The sequence below is a fragment of the Empedobacter sp. UBA5924 genome, assembly GCF_002431085.1.
Lineage (GTDB): Bacteria > Bacteroidota > Bacteroidia > Flavobacteriales > Weeksellaceae > Empedobacter > Empedobacter falsenii_B.
This window is the reverse complement of sequence record NZ_DJDM01000031.1, coordinates 19,926-39,539: the sequence shown is the minus strand read 5'-3', so window position 1 is coordinate 39,539 and position 19,614 is coordinate 19,926. Positions and strand designations below refer to the sequence as shown.

Below are 19,614 nucleotides of genomic sequence, written 5' to 3'. Positions count from 1 at the left end.
ATTTTTTTCATTCTATAATGATTGATAAAAAATTACATAAAAGCCAATTAAAAGCTGAATATTTAACGAATTTCTACGAAAGAAATTTATTAAAAAAATATGCAGCCGATACTGTGGATAGTGTAAACGAAGAATGTGGTGTTTTTGGGGTTTATTCGCCAAATAATATCAACACATATTCTATTGCACAGTTTGGTTTATTTGCGCTTCAACACCGTGGACAGGAAGCGTGTGGTGTTTCTTTCTTGAAAGATGGAAACATTAAAACGGTGAAAAAAACAGGATTGGTATTAGACGTTTTCAAAACAATGGAAGCCGAGATTGAAGAATACCAAGGAAATGCTGCGATTGGACATACACGCTACACAACTGCTGGAGGTGGAAGTCGTCGTAACATTCAGCCACTTTACACGTACAATATTTATGGAAAACCTCATTTCTCTATTGCTCATAACGGAAATTTAATTGAAGTTGAAGCATTAAGAGCTGAATTAGAAGCAGAAGGTTTACCATTTTTAGCAACTTCGGATACGGAGGTTTTATTACGTTCTATTCAAAAATATTCGCATTTAGATATTGTAGAAGCTATACAGAAAGGTACAGAAAAGGTAAAAGGAGCTTATTCGGTTTTGTTATTAGCGAATAATCAAATGGCAGCTTTTCGCGATCCAAATGGTATTCGTCCTTTATGTTTAGGAAAATTGGACGATGCCTATGTTTTCTGTTCAGAAACATGTGCATTAGACGCTGTCGGAGCTGAATTTATCCGTGATGTAGAGCCAGGTGAATTGATTGTTGTAAATGAACAAGGTTTGAAATCTTATTCATTAAATCAACCAACGCAGCGTAATATTTGTGCTTTTGAGTACATTTATTTTGCACGTCCTGACTCGAATATCGAAGGAAATGAAATCTACGATTTACGTGTAGAATCTGGTCGAAAATTATACGAACAATCTCCTGTTGCTGCCGATATTGTAATTGGTGTTCCAGATTCTGGGATCCCGTCTGCAATTGGTTATTCAGAAGCTTCGGGTATTCCTTACGAACCAATTTTGATTAAGAATCGTTATATGTCGCGTTCGTTTATCGTTCCTTCACAAGAAATGCGTGAACGTGTGGTCAACTTAAAATTGAATCCCATCAAAAATAAAATCAAAGGAAAACGTTTGGTTGTTTTAGATGATTCGATTGTACGTGGAACAACTTCGAAACTTTTAATCAAAATCTTAAAAGAAGCAGGAGCAAAAGAAATTCATTTCCGTTCTGCTTCGCCTCCAATTATTGCACCTTGTTATTTAGGAATTGATATGCCTTCTAAAGCAGATTTAATTTCAGGAAATAAGTCAATTAAAGAGGTTGAAGATTATTTGAATGTCGATTCGTTAGATTTCTTAACAGTTGATAATCTGATTGATTTATTAGGAAGTAAAGAACATTGTTTTGGATGTTTTACAGAAAAATATCCCGTAAATTATTCTAATGAAGAATGTAAAGAGGTAAAACCTTTGCATATAGATTAATAAGTTATACGAATTTCGAATCTCGTATTTCGAAAAACTAAATCATAATTAAAATGAGCAATACATATAAACAAGCCGGAGTAGATAAGGAAGAAGGTTATCAAACGGTATCGAAAATTAAAGATGCAGTTGCAGCAACACACAATTCAAACGTGTTGAATGGAATTGGAAGTTTTGGTGCATTTTACCAATTAGGAGGTTACAAAAATCCTGTTTTGGTATCAGGAACCGATGGTGTAGGAACTAAACTACGTGTGGCTTTAGATTCTAAAGTTTACGATACAGTTGGGATTGATTGTTTCGCGATGTGTGCAAATGATATTTTGTGTCATGGAGCAAAACCATTATTTTTCTTAGATTATTTAGCTTGTGGAAAATTAGATTCTGATATCGCAGCAGAAATTGTAGGTGGAATTGCACAAGCGTGTAAAGAAACTGGAACAGCATTAATTGGTGGAGAAACAGCAGAAATGCCAGGAATGTACCAAGTTGGTGATTATGATGTTGCTGGATTTTGTGTTGGAGTAGTAGAACGAGATGAAATTATCGATGGTTCTAAAATAAAAGCTGGACAAGTAATTATTGCGTTACCATCAAGTGGTTTCCATTCGAATGGATTCTCTTTGGTTCGTAAAGTTTTCCCAGATTTTAACGAAGAATTTGAAGGTAAACCTTTGTTCGAAACATTATTAGTTCCAACAAAATTATATCAAAATGATATTTTCAAAATCAAAGATGCTGGAATCGAAATGTCTGGAATTGCTCATATTACAGGAGGTGGATTAATCGAGAATGTTCCTCGTATTATAAATGACGGATTAACTGCTGTAATAGAAAAAGCAAAAATAAATGTACCAACAGTGATGCAAGAATTAGCTAAACGCGGAGGAATTGCAGAAAACGAAATGTTTGGAACATTTAATATGGGTGTTGGAATGGTTGTCATCGTTGACCAAACTGATGCTGAAAAAGTATTGAATATTATTGATGGAAGTGCGTTGATTGGAGAAATTCAAGAAGGTGCTGACAAAATTATATTGAAATAGTAGATTAAATAGTTTAAAAAAGCCGGATAAGATTTCTTATCCGGTTTTTTTATTTTTTGGGATTATTTGTTTTTGATTAAGATTGATCCTTGTTATAAAATTTTGTAGTTTTTTTCTTAAATAAAAAAGCTTAATTAAAATACAATAGCTTTTAAAGTTAATTCATTTTCTTTTTTTTAATTTATTAAGCATTTCCTCACCTCATTCAATCTTCGTATCTTTGCATTTCATTCAAAAAACTCCAAATTCACTCATAAGTTATGCAACAATCAAAGGCTTTGGCAATTCTAAAATCTGGTCGAAATGTATTTTTAACAGGTTCTGCGGGTGCCGGAAAAACTTATGTGTTAAATCAATACATTCAATATCTTAAACAACATGGCGTTCCTGTTGCTATAACGGCTTCTACGGGAATTGCTGCGACGCACATGAATGGTCAAACGATACATTCTTGGGCTGGAATTGGAATAAAAGATTATGTTTCTGATCGATATTTGGCTTCGCTTCGCGACAAGAAATATTTCCGAGATAAAATGGACAAAGTAAAAGTCTTAATTATTGATGAAATCTCGATGCTGCACCGAAATCAGTTGGATGCGGTTGATTATGTTTTGAAGTTTTTCAAACAAAACGATGAACCTTTTGGAGGTGTTCAAGTAATTTTTTCGGGTGATTTTTTCCAGTTACCGCCGATTGGTGAAGAGTGGGAAGAATCGAAAGATAAATTCTGTTTTATGTCCGATGCTTGGGTTCAAGCAAAAGTGCATATTTGTTATTTGACAGAGCAATATCGTCAAACAAATAATGCATTGAATGATATTTTGAATGAAATTCGTTCGGGGAATATTTCGCAAAAAACAGTTGATTTATTAGAAACTCGAATCGAATATTTTCCAGATGAAATAGATTCACAAACTCGTTTGTATACACATAATATGGATGTGGACCGAATTAATAAAGGTCAATTGATTAATATTGATTCTTCTTCCAAAACATTTGAAGCAAAAGTTGCGGGAAATCCAGCTTTGGTTGAGGTTCTTAAAAAATCTGTTTTAGCAGAAGAAGTTTTAGAATTGAAGATAGGAGCGAAAGTGATGTTTGTTCGTAACAATTTCGAAGTTGGTTTTGTAAACGGAACGCTTGGAAATGTTTCGGGGTATACTGAAAAAGATGAGCCAATTATCAAAACATTAGATGGAGAATTTTACGTTGCAAAACCAGAAACGTGGGCAATAGAGGACGAAAGCGGAAAAGCATTGGCTTCATTTACACAAGTTCCGTTGCGTTTGGCTTGGGCGATTACGATTCATAAATCACAAGGAATGACGTTAGATTCTGCGTTTATTGATTTATCAAAAGCGTTCGAAAAAGGACAAGGGTATGTTGCACTTTCACGTTTACGAGATTTAAATTCGTTGATGTTACACGGATTGAATCAAACAGCTTTAGAAATTGATTCACTTGCAATGAAGGCTGATAGACGTTTTCAGGTTTTATCGAATGAAATGGATGAGTTTCTAGATGAAAAAGAATTGCAAAACTCTTGGGCTGCTTTTATCCGATATTCTGGTGGAACTTTGGATAAAAAACAAATTGCAAAAAATATCGAAAAGAATAAAACCAAAGAAAAAGGACAAAAGAAATCGACTTACGAAATTACATTAGAATATGTGAAAGAAGGTTTGTCTTTAGATCAAATCGCAGAGAAAAGAGGTTTAACTACTTCAGCAATTGTCGATCATATTGGTAAAATCAAAGAAAGTGAGCCTGATTTGGATTATTCAAAATTTAAACCTTCTGATAAAATTATTGATAAAGTTCGATTAGCGTATAGTGAAATCGAATTTGAAGAGAATAAAGTTTTAAAACCAATTTATGATTATTTCAATGGTGAAATTGGTTATGAAGACATCAAAAAAGCATTACTTTTTATAGATTAAATAAAAATTGTCAGTTCAAAAATCTAAATAACTGACAAAATTGGTCAAATTATTCGAAAGGAATAGTTGTTGTTAAAAGATAAGTATTAAAAATGAACGCTTTTTAAAAGCATCCATAATTTACAATTTATGTCAATAGAAAACAATAATGTAGTTTCAGTAAACTACTCATTACATACCATCGAAGCGAATGGTGAAAAAGTATTTGTAGAACAATCAAATACAGAAGAGCCATTAACTTTTTTATTTGGAGCTGGAATGATGATTCCAAAATTTGAAGAAGAATTAAAAGAATTAACAATTGGTGATAAAAAATCATTCGTAATTACTCCAGCAGAAGGATACGGTGAAAGAGTAGAAGAAGCTGTTGCTCAATTACCTTTAGATATGTTCAAAGAATCTGGATTGCCACCAGTTGGAGCAATTTTACCTTTGACTGATGATGCAGGAAATCAATTCCGTGCTTCAGTTGTAGAAGTGACAGAAGAGGCTGTAATTGCAGATTTGAATCCTCCAATGGCAGGAAAAACATTAGAATTTGAAGTTGAAATTCTTAATGTTCGTCCAGCAACTGAGGAAGAATTATCTCACGGACACGCACATGGAGTTGACGGAACTCAAGGGCACTAAAAAATATTTTCAAAAGGCTATTTCAATTTGAGATAGCCTTTCTTGTTTTTAATTGTGAATAAATCATTAATAAATAGATTAAATCCACGTTATATTTTTCGACTTGCATCAACTAAAATCTTATCTTTGTAAAACAAACAAGATTACTTACAAACAAACATGAAAATAGCTGTATTTGTTTCCGGTGGCGGAACAAATCTTCAAAATATTATTGATGCAGTTGAAGACGGAACGTTACCAAATGTCGAGATTTCGATGGTAATGGCAGACCGAGATTGTTATGCAATAGAACGATCGTTGGATAAAGATATCCGAACGTATGTCTTAGACCGAAAAACTTTTTCGGAAGATGCTGAACATAATTTAGAAGGAGAAGAAATCGACCTTATTGTTTTGGCAGGTTTTTTAACCATATTATCTCCAGAATTTACCTCGAAATGGGGCTCGAAAATGATTAATATTCATCCTGCATTATTACCAAAATTTGGTGGAAAAGGAATGTATGGCGCGAAAGTTCACAAAGCAGTTTTAGAAGCTGGTGAAAAAACATCAGGAGCAACTGTACATTTTGTAACGGCTGGTGTAGACGAAGGACAAATTATTTGTCAAGGAATTTTTGAAATTGAAGAAGGTGATGAAGTAGCAGATTTACAGCGTAAAGTTGCTGAGGTAGAAAGTGAAATCTACATTAAGGCAATCAAGCAAATCAGCGAAGCATAAAATATAGAATGCCTCAATGTTGTGTACATTGAGGTTTTTCATTTCCAATAAAATAGTAAACAAACAATAAACTTTAAAAACTAAACACAATGCAAAAACAAGCGCTAATAAGTGTTTCGGACAAGTCGAACTTGTTAGAATTTGCAAAATTCTTGGTTGAACAAGATTACAAAATCTTATCAACTGGAGGAACATTCAAACATTTACAAGACAACGGAATCGAAGTTACAGAAGTAAAAGATGTAACTGGTTTTCCTGAGATTTTAGATGGTCGCGTAAAATCTTTACATCCTGCAATTCATGGTGGTATTATGGCGCGTCGTTCGGACGAAAATCATATGGCAACAATTGCGGAACATGGAATTAACCCAATTGATATCGTTATTGTAAATCTTTATCCTTTCTTCGAAAAGATGAATACAGGTCTTTCTGAAGCGGAAATGATTGAATTTATTGATATCGGTGGTCCATCAATGTTACGTTCTTCTGCAAAGAATTTTTATGATGTAACAGTTGTAACGGATGTGAATGATTATGAAGTAGTGATGAATGAAATTCGTGAGAATGGTTCAACTTCTATCGAAACGCGTAAATTATGTGCTGGTAAAGTATTCAACTTAACTTCTGCTTATGATGCGGCGATTTCTACTTACATTTTAGGAGAAGATTTTCCTCAATTTTTAGAGTCTTCTTACGAGAAAGTGATGGATTTACGTTATGGAGAAAATCCACATCAAAAAGCAGCTTATTATGTTGATAAAACGAAAAATGGCGCAATGAAAGATTTCGAATATTTACAAGGAAAAGAACTTTCTTTCAACAATATTCGTGATATGGATTTGGCTTATAAAGTAGTTTCAGAATTTGAGGAAACAACTTGTTGTGCAGTGAAACATTCAACGCCTTGTGGAGTGGCAATTGGAGAGAATGTTTTAGAAGCTTATGAAAAAGCGTATGAATGTGATCCAATGTCAATTTTCGGTGGAATCATCGCTTTCAATAGAGAAGTTGATGGAAAAACTGCGGTTGAATTAAATAAAATTTTCTTAGAAATTGTAATTGCACCTTCATTTACAGAAGAAGCGTTAGAAATTTTTAAACAAAAGAAAAATTTACGTATCATCAAAGTGAAGAATCCTGTGTCGGATAAAGTAACTTACGTAAAAGTTGATGGAGGATTAATTGTTCAGTCTACAGATAATCAGTTTTCAACAGATCTTAAAGTTGTAACAGAAGCTCAACCAACAGATCGTCAAATGACTGATTTAGTTTTTGCTCAAAAAATTGTAAAATGGGTAAAATCTAACGCGATTGTTGTAGCGACAAATGGTCAAGCTTACGGAATCGGTGGAGGTCAAACGAATCGTATTTGGGCGGCTCAACAAGCGATTGCACGTGCAAAAGAAAAAGTGGAAGATGATTTAGTTTTAGCTTCAGATGCATTTTTCCCTTTCCGTGATGTAGCTGATTTTGCAGCAGAAAATGGAATTAAAGCAATTATTCAACCAGGAGGATCAATCAAAGATCAAGAGTCTATCGATGCTTGTAATGAACGCGAAATTCCGATGGTTTTCACAGGAATGAGACATTTTATGCACTAAAATTCGATATGCGATATTCGTTTTGCGATGTTGGAATTTAAGATTAACTTAGTGTAAATGAGAAGTTATAGAAATTTAGACATATGGCAAAAAAGTTTGGAAATTTTAAGACTGGTTTATAATCTTTCTAATAAATTTCCAGAATCAGAAAAGTATGGATTAACTGTTCAAATAAAAAGAGCAGTTGTTTCAATTCTTTCAAATATCGCAGAAGGTTCTGGAAGAAATTCAAATCAGCAAATGATTAATTTTCTATCTATTTCAAAAGGTTCTGATTTTGAGGTTGAAGCTCAATTAATAATAGCTTTTGAGTTGAATTATATAACAGAGTCAGAATTAAATGAAGCTTTAGAATTAATTGATCATTATTGTAGAATGAATAAAAATTTTCAAAACTATTTAACAAAGAAAAACAATGGAACAAAATAATAGCGCAAACCGCGAATCGCAAACCGCAACTCGCATCTTAGTAATCGGTTCAGGTGGTCGTGAACATGCAATAGGATGGAAGTTTGCTGAAGATTTCAAGCAAAAAGGACAAGATTTAGAATTGTTTTTTATTCCAGGAAATGCAGGAACAGCTCAAATCGGAACAAACGTTTCAGTTTCTTCGATTGAAGAAATGAAAAATTTCGCGAAAGAAAATCAAATCGATTTAACTTTTGTTGGACCAGAAGCTGAATTAGCAGAAGGTATCGTTGATATTTTTCAGAAAGAGAATTTAAATGTTTTTGGACCTCATAAAGCAGCTGCGCAATTAGAAGCTTCTAAAGCTTTTGCGAAGGATTTTATGGATAAATATGGTGTGAAAACAGCAAAATATAAAAATTTTCAAGGACCAATGTTGGCGATTGATTATTTGAAAACACAAGATTATCCAATTGTAGTGAAAGCCTCTGGTTTAGCGGCTGGAAAAGGAGTTATTATCTGCCAAGATTTTGAAGAAGCAAAACAAGCTGTTTTGGATATCATGGAAGATAAAACCTTTGGTGATGCAGGAAACGAAGTGGTTATTGAAGAATATTTAGAAGGTTTTGAAGCCTCTATTTTGTCTTTCTTTAACGGGAAAAAAATCGTTCCATTTGTTTCGGCAAAAGATCACAAGAAAATTGGTGAAGGAGAAACTGGTCTTAATACTGGTGGAATGGGCGTTATCGCTCCAAATCCATTGTTTACGGAAGAGCATTTCAAAATGTTCGAAGAAGAAATTATGGAGCCAACAAAATGTGGTTTAATTAAGGAAAGATCAGAGTTTGCTGGTGTTATTTTCTTTGGATTGATGATTACAACAAAAGGTGTTTATTTGTTGGAATATAACCTAAGAATGGGCGATCCAGAAACGCAAACAACTTTACCTTTGTTAGAAAATGATTTGGCTGAGGTTGTAAATAAAGCAATTAAAGGAGAAGATTTTGACTTGACTTTCAAAAATCAACATGCGTGTTGTGTGGTGATGGTTTCGGGAGGATATCCAGGAAATTACGACAAAGGTTTTGAGATTCGTGGTTTAGAAAATGTAACTTGTCCTAATTTTATTGCTGGTGCAAAATTATCAGGTGAACAAATTGTTACTTCTGGTGGACGCGTAATCAACATAGTTGGATTAGGAAATACATTAGAAGAAGCACGTGAAACTGCTTACGAAAACATCAAAAAAGTACATTTTGATTACGAATATTATCGAAATGATATTGGAGTAATTCAATAAAAAATACAGTTTATATTATTAAAAAATGCGTTTCAAATGAAACGCATTTTTTTTAATTTATTCTGAAAATTCGACGTGATAAACATCGCTTTTATTTCGATTTATTTTTCGATATTCAAATCCTCCAGCTTGCGGAATAATTTCGACTAAATCAAATGATTGACAACTTTTTGGCAAACCATTAAAAATTAAAGTGAAATGAAGAGACGAACCTTCTTCGATATACGTCCAATTTGGATACATTGTAATTCCGTCCGCAAAAACCAATTGACAACGTTTTCCTGATTGATTATCAATAATAAAAGTAGAAGGCCAAATACGTGCAGCATTTGCATATTCATCTGCCGCCATACAACAATGTATAATAACCTGACTTTCTTCTTCGATATTGGTTAAGAGCTCAGAATCAATAAAAATCTTTTCTTCAAGAATAGTTGCACTCATTATTTTGCAATTTTCTTAATGTACAATTCTTCTACTTTTGCACGTGCCCAATCTGTTTTTCGAAGAAATTTCAACGATGATTTCAAACTTGGATTATCATTAAAACATCTGATGTTAATTTGATTTCCCAAACCTTCCCAACCGCCGTAATAAATTACTAATTCTTCGATAATATCGTCTAAACGTTTTCCGTGTAATGGATTATTTTTTTGACTTTCCATTTTGCAAATTTACGAAAATGTTTTTGGTGAATTTAGAATAGTTCAAGCTTTCTAAAATTCATATTTTTCTTCCAATTGTTCTGCTAAATGTAAAATATCATTCACTCGCGCTAATTGCTCAATCCAATTGGTCGGAATTGTTTCTGCATCATAATAAATCCCTGCAATTCCACCAGCAATACAAGCAATTGTATCGGTATCATGTCCTAAATTCACCGCTTTCAAAACACAATCTTTATACGAACTTGTATGTAGCAAACACCAAATAGAAGCTTCTAAACTATCCATGACATAACCAGTTGATTTAATTTCATCTTCTTTTAAATCAATTAGTTTTCCACTTAAAATTCGTTCGAAATATGTAAATTCATTTTTATAAATTTCATTTTCTTCTAAGAATAATTTTAACCAAAAATTTGTGTTCAGATAAGCTTCTTCTAGATTTTCGGCATCTAAAACGTTCAACGCAAATTCAATATAATAAATACACGCCAAAACAGAACGATTGTGCGCATGCGTGATAGAAGAAACTTCTTTGACGATTTCACAGCGTTCATCAATCGATAAATCTTTCGTGAAAATTGCTAAAGGAAGAATACGCATTAACGATCCATTTCCATTATCAGATTCGGATGTAGAACCAGCCTCAATTGGATTTTTTACAACTCGTAAACGATTTATTGCTTTTCGTGTAGAAATTCCAACATCAAAGACTTCTCCGTCAGCCGTCCAATAACCTTCGTGCATCCACATCTGAAATTTTTCTGCAATATCATTCACATTATAACCATTACACAACGATTCAGCCAAGCAAAACATCATCGAACTATCGTCAGAAAAAGTGCCAGGAGGCATATTGTATGTTCCATAACCCATCATATCTGTGACAGGATTTTGTTGTAAATATTGCCTACTTTTAAACTCAACTGGAACTCCTAATGCGTCACCAACCGCCGATCCAATTAATATATTTTTCGAAAAATTTTTTCTATTCATAACTTTCTTTTATAAATGAAAAATAATTGATTTTTTTGAATATATCCAAATTATTTTTGAAAATTTATGAATTAATCATAATAAATTTATCTTTTTCGGATAAAATATTAAAAGGTTTAAAATAGATAAAAAAGAATAAGTCGTATTGTCAGTTTTGAAAAAATTGGAACTGATTTTGATTAAATTACCACACAAACTTATTATTACTATGGCTTTTATAGATTATTATACAACATTAGGTCTGCAAAAGACCGCATCACAAGATGAGATAAAAAAAGCTTATCGGAAATTGGCACGTAAGTATCATCCCGATCTTAATCCAAATAACGATGAAGCTGCACAGAAATTTAAAGAATTAAATGAAGCAAACGAAGTGTTGAGCGATCCAGAAAAACGTAAAAAATACGATAAATATGGAGAAAATTGGCAACATGGTGAAGAATATGAAAAAGCTCGTCAGCAACAACAACAGCAACAATATCAATATAGTAATAGCGATTTTGATGGAGCTGAAGGTTTTGGTGATTTTGATGGCTATTCAGATTTTTTCAGTTCGATGTTTGGACGCGAAGGAAGGAGTAGATCAACAGGTTATAAAGGGCAAGATGTTAATGCCAGTTTGACACTAAATTTGACAGATACATTGACTTCGCATAAACAAACTTTTGCTGTGAATGGTAAAAATATACGAATTACAATTCCAGCTGGAGTAGAAGATGGGCAAACGATTAAGATAAAAGGTCACGGAGGAAAAGGTTATAACAATGGTCCAAATGGAGATTTGTATATCACGTTTCATATCGAAAATAATACGTCTTTTGAAGTTAATGGAGCAGATTTATCTACAATTGTTGAAATCGACTTATACGATGCAATTTTGGGTGGAGAAGCGATGATTGATACACTTTCTGGAAAAGTGAAAGTTCCAATAAAAGAAGGAACAGAGAATAATAAAAAGGTTAAATTGAAAGGAAAAGGTTTACCAATTTATAAGAAAGATGATCAATTTGGAGATTTGTATGTGACATTTTCAGTAAAAACTCCAACTAATTTATCAGCAGAAGAAAAAGAATTATTCGAGAAATTACGTTCACTTAAAAAAGCTTAAAACCATGAAAAATGTAACGATATCTGTTATTCAGTTTAGTAAATATCATCAGATTGAACCTCAATTTGTGATTGATTTGTATAAAAATGATTTGGTTGTTTTGCACGAGCGTAACCAAGAATATTTTATCGAAGAAAATGATTTGAAATTAATCGAACGATTTATTGAATTTCATTATAATTTGGGCGTTAATATAGAAGGTTTAGAAGTGATTCATCATCTTTTGAAACAAATCGAAACGCTACAAAAACAATTAAAATAAACGAATTCAAAAACAACCTTTGCAGAAAACTGCAAAGGTTGTCTTATTTTTGCATAAATATTTTTGTATGAATACTCCCGAAAAGAAGAGTAAATTAAAAAAATTACATTCGCGCAATCGTCATTTAGCGCCTTATAATTTCGAAAAATTGTGTGCGATTTATTCCCCACTTTCCAAATATATCAAACCCAATAAAGAGAACGAACCAACGATTAATTTCTCGGATAGAGAAGCTGTAAAAGCGTTGAATAAAGCGTTGTTGAAAACATATTATGATATTGATTATTGGGAATTGCCAAAAGATAATTTGTGTCCACCAATTCCTGGTCGCGCCGATTATATTCATTATGTTGCCGATATTTTGGGTGAAAGTTTTGATGGTGTAATTCCGCGTGGAAAAGATGTAAAAGTCTTGGATGTTGGTGTTGGAGCGAATTGTATTTATCCGATTATTGGAAATTACGAATACGACTGGAACTTTGTTGGCGCAGAGTTGGATTATGCTTCTTTCAAAAATGCGGAAGAAATTGTCAAGAAAAATGCTCGATTACGTAACAAAGTTGAGATTAGAATGCAATTTAATCCAAACAATATTTTCAAAAAAATCATCAAACAAGGCGAAAAATTTGATATTACAATTTGTAATCCTCCATTTTTTAGATCGAATCAAGAAGTGATGGAGCAAACAATGCGTAAACTGAAAAACTTAGGTCAAAAATCTGATCAAAAACCAATTCAAAACTTTGGTGGGAATAATTCTGAGCTTTGGTGTAGAGGAGGAGAGCGTCTGTTTATCACGAAAATGATAAAAGAAAGTGCGGATTATAAACATCAAGTAAAATGGTTTACAACATTGGTTTCTAAGAAAGAAAATGTTCGAATTTTGGAAGGTATTTTGAAACGTGAAAAAGTAAGAGATTACCGAATTGTAAATATGCAACAAGGGAATAAAATTTCGCGTTTACTAGTTTGGAGATTTTAATTGATTTATTTTTAATTCATTAAAGGTTTTATTTAAAATTATTCCAAATTTTTCTGAAGGGTTTATTCAGTTTAAGATTTGTTTTACCTTTTATAAACAAAATTATTACAAATGAAAACAAATAGAATAATGGTTTCTTTGGTAGTTGTAGCGTTGATGTTTAGTATTTTTTCGTTTACGACTTCTCGTCAAATTGACACAGGAAAAGCAATTTCAAGTTCAGAATGGAAAAATCTAAAAGTGTTACCACAAAACATTTCGGAAGATAGTTTGAAAGGTTTGATGCGCGGATACAACGCTGCTTTAGGAGTGAAATGTAATTTTTGCCACGCCGAAAATCCAGATACGAAAAAGATGGATTTTGCAAGTGATGCAAAAAAAGAAAAGGAATTTGCACGTCATATGATTGTAATGACACGTGATATTAACGCGAAAAATTTCAATTGGGAAAATGCAAAAAATCCTGAAATGATCAATGTTGTAACATGTGTAATGTGTCACAGAGGAAATGAAAGTCCTACAAAATCATTGATTGAGCCTGTAAACGCTGAGTTAAAAAACGTGAAAGATGTTGCAAAAGAAAAATTAGCTCCCACATCTGGTTCAACGAAAGTTGAGAAAAAATAAAGAATAGAAATATAAGCTCCATTTTTGGAGCTTTTTTTATTTTCAAAATTCAATAAATCGTATAACTTTGCTTTCATAATTTAAAGAAATAAAATGTTTAAATTTATTCGTAAGGTTGTAATTTATCTTTTTGTAGCTCATCTTGTATACATTGTTGTGTTAAAGTGGATTAATCCGCCGTTCACGATTACGCAAGTTCAGCAAGGTTTTGAACAAGGAAAATTTAAGCGCGATTATATTTCCTATGAAGAAATGGGACGAAATATAAAATTGGCTGTAATTGGTTCCGAAGATCAAAAGTTTCCTGTACACAATGGATTTGATATGGATGGAATACAAGAAGCGATCGAAAAAAATAAAGAAGGGAAAAAACTTCGTGGAGGTTCTACGATTTCTCAACAAGTAGCGAAAAATGTGTTTTTGTGGCAAGGTCGTTCTTGGTTGAGAAAAGGATTGGAAGTTTATTTTACGTTTATGATCGAAAAAATTTGGGGCAAACAACGTATTTTAGAAATGTATTTGAACACTTCAGAAATGGGAATTGGTGTTTTTGGAGTTGAAGCAGCTTCAGAATATTATTTTAATAAACCAGCTAAAGATTTAACCAAAAATGAAGCGGCTCGAATTGCAGCAGCTTTGCCATTGCCACGAAAATATAATGTGAATCCGCCTTCGTCTTTTATCAGTAGACGCGCTAGTCATATAGAGCGACAAATGCGAAATATACAAGGAAGCACTGATTTGGAAAAGGTTTTAGGAGAATAAAATAGAAAAGAGAAGTTAATAAGCTTCTCTTTTTTGTTTTATTACTCTCTCCAATTAATTTTAACCGCAGAAATTTTCTCTAATTCCAAACGAATTTCAGGAAGTAAATTGAAATCATTTTTCATGTAAAAAGCCAACGGAGAACAATAAGGCTCTCCATTCGCTTTTGTATCTTTTTCATGGTCGATTACCCAACCATTTAGTTCTGTCGAAAATGTTTTTAATCGATTAAGAATTTTACGTCCCAAACCAATTTGATGCAACTCGCTATCCACAATTATTGCAAACCATTTTTCATAATCTCTTTCAAAAATAACCGCCCAAGCTCGCATTTGATTGTTTTCATCTACAGCAAAAAAATGTTTCGCTTCAATCAAACTATTCAAATAATTTTCGGTGTCCTGTAAACTCTCAAAAGCCAAATTAATAGGATATTCGTTGTTCCAAATTTTAAAAATATACTCTTTATGAATTTGGTTCAATGTTGTAAATGAATAGATTTCGAATGAATTAAGTTGAGGCATAAAATGATTTCTTATTCCGCTAAATATACTAATTTATTTAGTCAAAATTTCTTTTAAAATCAAAGGTTTGTCAGTTGTAATATAATCAGCTTTCATATCGATCATTTCTTGCATCACTTTTGGGTCGTTAACTGTCCAAACATTAACCAATAATCCCAAGTTTTTCGCTTCTTTCACCCAAGTAGGATTTTTCTGAAAAATGCTGTAATGATAATCAATTCCATTCCAATTTCTCTCTTTTACTTCTTGAGGAGACAAATCTCCGGCTAAATAAGAAACGTGAAATTTTGGTGCTAATTTCTTAAATTCATCACAAATATTTTTACTAAATGAAATGATTTCAACTTGTTTTTCTACTTTATGTTTTTTGATGATTTCAATCGCTTTTTTTACTGCACGATCTTCATTTTCTTTTGATGAGTGAGGTTTTAATTCGAAAATTAATTTGACATTCTTATTCTTTTTTCCTTGTTCAAAATATTCTTCTAAAGTTGGCATGTTTTCGTTGTTAGCCAATTTCAACGTTTTTAAAAGAGAAGAATTTGTAGTTTCGATTGTATGACCTTGGTAATGATCATCATGATTCACCATCAAAACATCATCAGCACTAATTAATACATCAAATTCAGAACCATAAGCACCAATTTCTTGTGCAGATTTTAATGATTTAATCGAATTTTTTGCGTTGTTTTCGGTGTCCCAATAACCACGATGAGCAATAATTTTTTGAGCATTTGCCATGTTTGTAAGCATAAAGGTTGTTAAGGCAGTAAATATAATTTTTTTCATGATGAATTGTTTTTTCAAGGTAAAATTATTTCGATTAATCGGTTTTAAAGTTATGAAAATATTAAGTTCTTGGAAAACTATAAAAATCTACCTTAAAGAATGAAAAATGACGTGAATAAAATTGTGATTGCGCCGAATTTCACTTAATTTTGCACAAAGACAAACACAATGACGCAAGGAATTATTATTTTAGATTTTGGCTCGCAATACAATCAATTAATCGCGCGCCGAATTCGAGAATTTGGAGTTTATACAGAAATTATTCCCTACAACACTTCGATCGAAGAAATCAAAAAACACAATCCAAAAGGAATTATTTTATCAGGAGGACCTTCTTCAGTTTTTGGAGATGAAGCCGCTTTGGTAGAAAAAGAATTATTCGAAATGGGCGTTCCTGTTTTAGGAATTTGCTATGGAATGCAATTGATTTCGCATTTATTAGGTGGAGAAGTTAAGAAAGGAGAAAAAGGAGAATATGGAAAATCTGAATTAACAGTTTTAGCTCAAAACAGTTTATTCGCAGGAGTTCCAGAACAATCTACAGTTTGGATGAGTCACTTCGATGAAGTGATGACAGCGCCAATAGGATTTACAATTTCAGGAAAATCAAATATAGATATTGCGGCAATCGCAAACGAAGATAAAAAGATTTTTGCGGTACAATTTCACCCAGAAGTTACACATTCAGAATATGGTTCAACAATGTTAGAAAACTTTGTTTTCAATATTTGTCAGGCTGAAAAGAATTGGGTTTTAAAAGATTTTATCGAAACAGAAATTGCTCGTATAAAAGAAGTAGTTGGTGATAAAAAAGTGATTTTAGGACTTTCAGGAGGTGTTGATTCTTCTGTTGCAGCGGTTTTAATTCATCGTGCAATTGGCGATCAATTAACGTGTATTTTTGTTGATACTGGTTTATTGAGAAAAGATGAAGGGAAAAAAGTAATGGAAAATTACGGAAAGCACTTCAACATGAACATCAAAATGGTAGATGCTTCAGAACGTTTCTTAACAAACTTGAAAGGTATCGATGAACCAGAAGCAAAACGTAAATCAATTGGTAAAGATTTCGTGGCTGTTTTTGATGAAGAATCAAATAAATTTGAAGATGCAGCATTCTTAGCGCAAGGAACTATTTATCCTGATGTAATCGAATCGCAATCTGTAAAAGGACCTTCTGCAACTATTAAATCTCACCACAATGTTGGTGGATTACCAGAAGATATGAAACTTCAATTATTAGAACCATTACGCGAATTATTCAAAGATGAAGTACGTAAAGTTGGAGTAGAATTAGGTATTCCTCGTGAATTAGTTTACCGCCATCCTTTCCCAGGACCAGGTTTAGGAATCCGTGTTTTAGGTGAAGTAGACGAAGAAAAAGTACGTATTTTACAAGAAGCAGATCAAATTTTTATTGACGAGCTTTATGCACATAATTTATACGACGAAGTTTCTCAAGCTTTCGTGGTTTTATTACCTGTAAAATCTGTTGGAGTAATGGGAGACGAGCGTACGTACGAATATACGGCGGTTGTTCGTTCTGCAAATACGATCGATTTTATGACAGCAACGTGGTCAAAATTACCTTACGAATTCTTAGAATTAGTTTCGAATAGAATTATCAATGAGGTAAAAGGAATTAACCGTGTAGCTTACGATATCAGCTCAAAACCACCAGCAACTATCGAGTGGGAATAAGCTGAAAAATATATCAAAGCCAGCCAATGTGCTGGCTTTTTTTCTATGTAAACTTTAAAAAACTAAATATTAAATGGAACTTTTAAAAGAAAGAATTCTGAAGGATGGAAAAAGTTTCGATGGTGGAATTCTAAAAGTTGATAGTTTTATCAACCACCAAATGGATCCTGTTCTGATGAAAGCAATTGCGTCGGAATTTGTCCAGCGATTTTCGGATTTAAACATTAATAAAATCATTACAATCGAAGCAAGCGGCATTGCTCCAGCGATTATGGTTGGATTAGAATTGAATTTGCCTGTTGTTTTTGTGAAGAAAGCAAAGCCTAAAACAATGACAGATTTTTATGCGTCGCAAGTGTATTCATTCACGAAAGACCGAACGTACGATGTTTGCGTAAGTAGTCAATTTTTGAATGAAAATGATCATGTTATTTTTATTGATGATTTTTTAGCGAATGGAAATGCAGCGTTGGGTGTTGAAAATTTGATTAAACAATCTGGCGCAAACCTTTTGGGAATGGGCTTTATAATTGAGAAATCATTTCAAGAAGGACGCGATCGCTTATTGAATGAAAATATCAGAGTTGAATCTTTAGTAAGATTAAAATCTTTGGGAGACAACTCAATTATTTTTGAAGAATAAAAAATATCAACCAAAAGCCAATTTATATTGGCTTTCTTTTTACTTTTAAAAAACAAAAAACTTACCTTGATAATATGAAAATAAAATTACTTGCCTTAACGCTCTCTTTACTATTCTTTACAAATTGTAATTCGTACAAATCGGCGAATTCAGCATTGGTTTCTGGTAATTTTCAGCAAGCTTTTGAACAATCTACGCAAGCTTATTTCAAAAATCCATCGGAGAAAAATGGAATCAAATATGTTCCATTAATTTTTGAAGCTTATAACAAAGGACAGCAAGAAGATGAAAATAGATTGAAACAAATCGAAACGTTGACTAATCCTTCTAAATATCAGGAAGCGTATCAAATTATTAATCGTTTGCAAGAAAGACAAAAAACGATTGCTGGAATTGATGGAAGATCGATTAGCGGGAAAACGTATAATTTCAAAACAAAAGATTATTCAGTAGCTTATAAAACGATTCAAGAAAAGTATGCGCAATTTTTGTACGATGAAGGAAAATCTTTTCTAAATCAAGGAGGAAAACTGAATGCACAAACGGCTTATCAAAAGTTTCAAGTTTTAGAAAGTGTTTATTCAAATTATAAAGATACTCGTAGTTTGATGAATACGGCTCGTACAAACGGAATGTATAAAGTTTTGGTACAATTGGTGAACAACACAGAAGTTGTTATTCCTAAACTATTAGAGAAAGATTTGTTAGATTTTAATTCGTATGGATTGGATTCTAATTGGACTGAATTTTACACGGGAAAATTAAATAGTTCTTATGATTATGTAATTCAATTAAGTTTTGAGACGATAAATGTTTCACCTGAACGAGAAAAAATTGAGGTGCATAATTTTGAGAAAAAAATTGTTGATGGTAAAGAAGAATTGGTGCAAAATGGAGTAGTGGTAAAAGATAAAGACGGAAAACCCGTGATGGTAGATCGTTATATTACAGTAAAAAGTCGTTTTGAAGAAGTACAACGCATCAAGGAAGCTGCAATTACGGCAAAATATTATTTGATCGATAATCAAAAAGAGCAAGCCATCGATTCTAAAAATTTAGCAAGTCAGTTTATTTTTAGAGATTCTTACGGAACTTACAAAGGTGATCGACGTTCTTTGGATCGAGATTATATAAATATGATTGGTAGAAGACCAGCTCCATTTCCATCAAATGAGCAAATGATTTTTGATTGTGGGCAAGATTTGAAACGTAAATTCAAGAACGAAATCATCCGTATGAAGCTTTGATAAAAAAAATGTAAAAAATTTAATCATTTTTTAAAATTCATTTTCAATAGCTTATCACATAAAACGTCTGTTTTAGCTAAAAACTTGTAAAATTAGTTTTGGTGAATTAAAAAACCTTTCTATATTTGCACAGCAAT

The 19,614-nt window shown here is 32.6% G+C and carries 21 protein-coding genes; 16 read left to right on the top strand and 5 right to left on the bottom strand.

Annotated features, from left to right (window positions below):
- Positions 1 to 17: 17 nt before the first annotated feature.
- The 8 genes from purF (at position 18) to purD (ending at position 9,168) form a co-directional block, all read left to right on the top strand.
- The gene (gene purF / locus B3792_RS08745; protein ID WP_125349020.1) at positions 18 to 1,523 is read left to right on the top strand and encodes an amidophosphoribosyltransferase; all 1,506 of its coding nucleotides are present in this window, start codon (positions 18 to 20) and stop codon (positions 1,521 to 1,523) included.
- Between the two features lie 53 nt (positions 1,524 to 1,576).
- The gene (gene purM / locus B3792_RS08740) at positions 1,577 to 2,569 is read left to right on the top strand and encodes a phosphoribosylformylglycinamidine cyclo-ligase (RefSeq protein ID WP_114999539.1); all 993 of its coding nucleotides are present in this window, start codon (positions 1,577 to 1,579) and stop codon (positions 2,567 to 2,569) included.
- Between the two features lie 260 nt (positions 2,570 to 2,829).
- The gene (locus B3792_RS08735) at positions 2,830 to 4,509 is read left to right on the top strand and encodes an AAA family ATPase (RefSeq protein ID WP_280036522.1); all 1,680 of its coding nucleotides are present in this window, start codon (positions 2,830 to 2,832) and stop codon (positions 4,507 to 4,509) included.
- A gap of 129 nt (positions 4,510 to 4,638) precedes the next feature.
- Entirely contained in the window at positions 4,639 to 5,139 is a 501-nt protein-coding gene (locus tag B3792_RS08730) for an FKBP-type peptidyl-prolyl cis-trans isomerase (RefSeq protein WP_038332370.1), read from the top strand.
- Between the two features lie 159 nt (positions 5,140 to 5,298).
- The gene (gene purN, locus B3792_RS08725) at positions 5,299 to 5,859 is read left to right on the top strand and encodes a phosphoribosylglycinamide formyltransferase (protein ID WP_038332368.1); all 561 of its coding nucleotides are present in this window, start codon (positions 5,299 to 5,301) and stop codon (positions 5,857 to 5,859) included.
- An 89-nt stretch (positions 5,860 to 5,948) separates the two neighbouring features.
- Positions 5,949 to 7,460: a bifunctional phosphoribosylaminoimidazolecarboxamide formyltransferase/IMP cyclohydrolase gene (purH, locus tag B3792_RS08720; protein ID WP_280036526.1), complete on the top strand. Its 1,512-nt coding sequence runs from the start codon at positions 5,949 to 5,951 to the stop codon at positions 7,458 to 7,460.
- 57 nt (positions 7,461 to 7,517) lie between these two features.
- Positions 7,518 to 7,889, top strand: coding sequence for a four helix bundle protein (locus tag B3792_RS08715; RefSeq protein ID WP_125349023.1), 372 nt, complete (start codon positions 7,518 to 7,520; stop codon positions 7,887 to 7,889).
- Positions 7,876 to 9,168, top strand: coding sequence for a phosphoribosylamine--glycine ligase (gene purD / locus B3792_RS08710; protein ID WP_125349024.1), 1,293 nt, complete (start codon positions 7,876 to 7,878; stop codon positions 9,166 to 9,168). The genes B3792_RS08715 and purD overlap by 14 nt, the downstream gene beginning before the upstream one ends.
- Positions 9,169 to 9,225: 57 nt before the next feature.
- Here purD and B3792_RS08705 read toward each other — a convergent pair whose 3' ends face one another.
- From B3792_RS08705 to B3792_RS08695, 3 genes are read right to left on the bottom strand one after another with little or no spacing between them, the layout of a single operon-like run.
- Positions 9,226 to 9,612 carry a hypothetical protein gene (locus B3792_RS08705; RefSeq protein WP_114999543.1) on the bottom strand — a complete coding sequence of 129 codons (387 nt, stop codon included), beginning with the start codon at positions 9,610 to 9,612 and terminating at the stop codon, positions 9,226 to 9,228.
- The gene (locus B3792_RS08700; RefSeq protein ID WP_038332359.1) at positions 9,612 to 9,833 is read right to left on the bottom strand and encodes a VF530 family DNA-binding protein; all 222 of its coding nucleotides are present in this window, start codon (positions 9,831 to 9,833) and stop codon (positions 9,612 to 9,614) included. The genes B3792_RS08705 and B3792_RS08700 overlap by 1 nt, the downstream gene beginning before the upstream one ends.
- 51 nt (positions 9,834 to 9,884) lie before the next feature.
- A complete protein-coding gene (locus B3792_RS08695) occupies positions 9,885 to 10,829 on the bottom strand; it encodes an ADP-ribosylglycohydrolase family protein (RefSeq protein ID WP_114999545.1) in 945 nt (314 codons plus the stop codon).
- A 208-nt stretch (positions 10,830 to 11,037) separates the two neighbouring features.
- Between B3792_RS08695 and B3792_RS08690 the strand changes: the two genes are divergently transcribed.
- The 5 genes from B3792_RS08690 to mtgA all read left to right on the top strand — a co-directional run bounded on the left by B3792_RS08690 (position 11,038) and on the right by mtgA (position 14,573).
- Positions 11,038 to 11,937, top strand: a complete 900-nt coding sequence (locus tag B3792_RS08690; RefSeq protein WP_114999547.1) for a DnaJ C-terminal domain-containing protein — start codon at positions 11,038 to 11,040, stop codon at positions 11,935 to 11,937.
- A 4-nt stretch (positions 11,938 to 11,941) separates the two neighbouring features.
- Positions 11,942 to 12,199: a chaperone modulator CbpM gene (locus tag B3792_RS08685; protein ID WP_135834956.1), complete on the top strand. Its 258-nt coding sequence runs from the start codon at positions 11,942 to 11,944 to the stop codon at positions 12,197 to 12,199.
- Between the two features lie 67 nt (positions 12,200 to 12,266).
- Complete coding sequence (gene rlmF, locus B3792_RS08680; protein ID WP_038332349.1) at positions 12,267 to 13,181, top strand: 23S rRNA (adenine(1618)-N(6))-methyltransferase RlmF; 915 nt, start codon at positions 12,267 to 12,269, stop codon at positions 13,179 to 13,181.
- Between the two features lie 111 nt (positions 13,182 to 13,292).
- The gene (locus tag B3792_RS08675; protein WP_125349029.1) at positions 13,293 to 13,808 is read left to right on the top strand and encodes a c-type cytochrome; all 516 of its coding nucleotides are present in this window, start codon (positions 13,293 to 13,295) and stop codon (positions 13,806 to 13,808) included.
- Between the two features lie 93 nt (positions 13,809 to 13,901).
- Positions 13,902 to 14,573 carry a monofunctional biosynthetic peptidoglycan transglycosylase gene (gene mtgA, locus B3792_RS08670; RefSeq protein ID WP_291049037.1) on the top strand — a complete coding sequence of 224 codons (672 nt, stop codon included), beginning with the start codon at positions 13,902 to 13,904 and terminating at the stop codon, positions 14,571 to 14,573.
- A 41-nt stretch (positions 14,574 to 14,614) separates the two neighbouring features.
- Here mtgA and B3792_RS08665 read toward each other — a convergent pair whose 3' ends face one another.
- A complete protein-coding gene (locus B3792_RS08665) occupies positions 14,615 to 15,097 on the bottom strand; it encodes an N-acetyltransferase (RefSeq protein WP_286495800.1) in 483 nt (160 codons plus the stop codon).
- Between the two features lie 33 nt (positions 15,098 to 15,130).
- On the bottom strand, positions 15,131 to 15,886 hold the full coding sequence (locus tag B3792_RS08660) for a glycerophosphodiester phosphodiesterase (protein ID WP_125349032.1): 756 nt from the start codon (positions 15,884 to 15,886) through the stop codon (positions 15,131 to 15,133).
- Between the two features lie 168 nt (positions 15,887 to 16,054).
- Here B3792_RS08660 and guaA point away from each other — a divergent pair, with 168 nt between their 5' ends.
- The 3 genes from guaA to B3792_RS08645 all read left to right on the top strand — a co-directional run bounded on the left by guaA (position 16,055) and on the right by B3792_RS08645 (position 19,477).
- Positions 16,055 to 17,587 (top strand): glutamine-hydrolyzing GMP synthase, encoded by a 1,533-nt coding sequence (gene guaA, locus B3792_RS08655; protein WP_125349033.1) that lies wholly within the window; start codon positions 16,055 to 16,057, stop codon positions 17,585 to 17,587.
- A gap of 73 nt (positions 17,588 to 17,660) precedes the next feature.
- Entirely contained in the window at positions 17,661 to 18,230 is a 570-nt protein-coding gene (xpt, locus tag B3792_RS08650; RefSeq protein WP_219034709.1) for a xanthine phosphoribosyltransferase, read from the top strand.
- 74 nt (positions 18,231 to 18,304) lie between these two features.
- The gene (locus tag B3792_RS08645) at positions 18,305 to 19,477 is read left to right on the top strand and encodes a hypothetical protein (RefSeq protein WP_286495801.1); all 1,173 of its coding nucleotides are present in this window, start codon (positions 18,305 to 18,307) and stop codon (positions 19,475 to 19,477) included.
- Positions 19,478 to 19,614 lie beyond the last annotated feature (137 nt).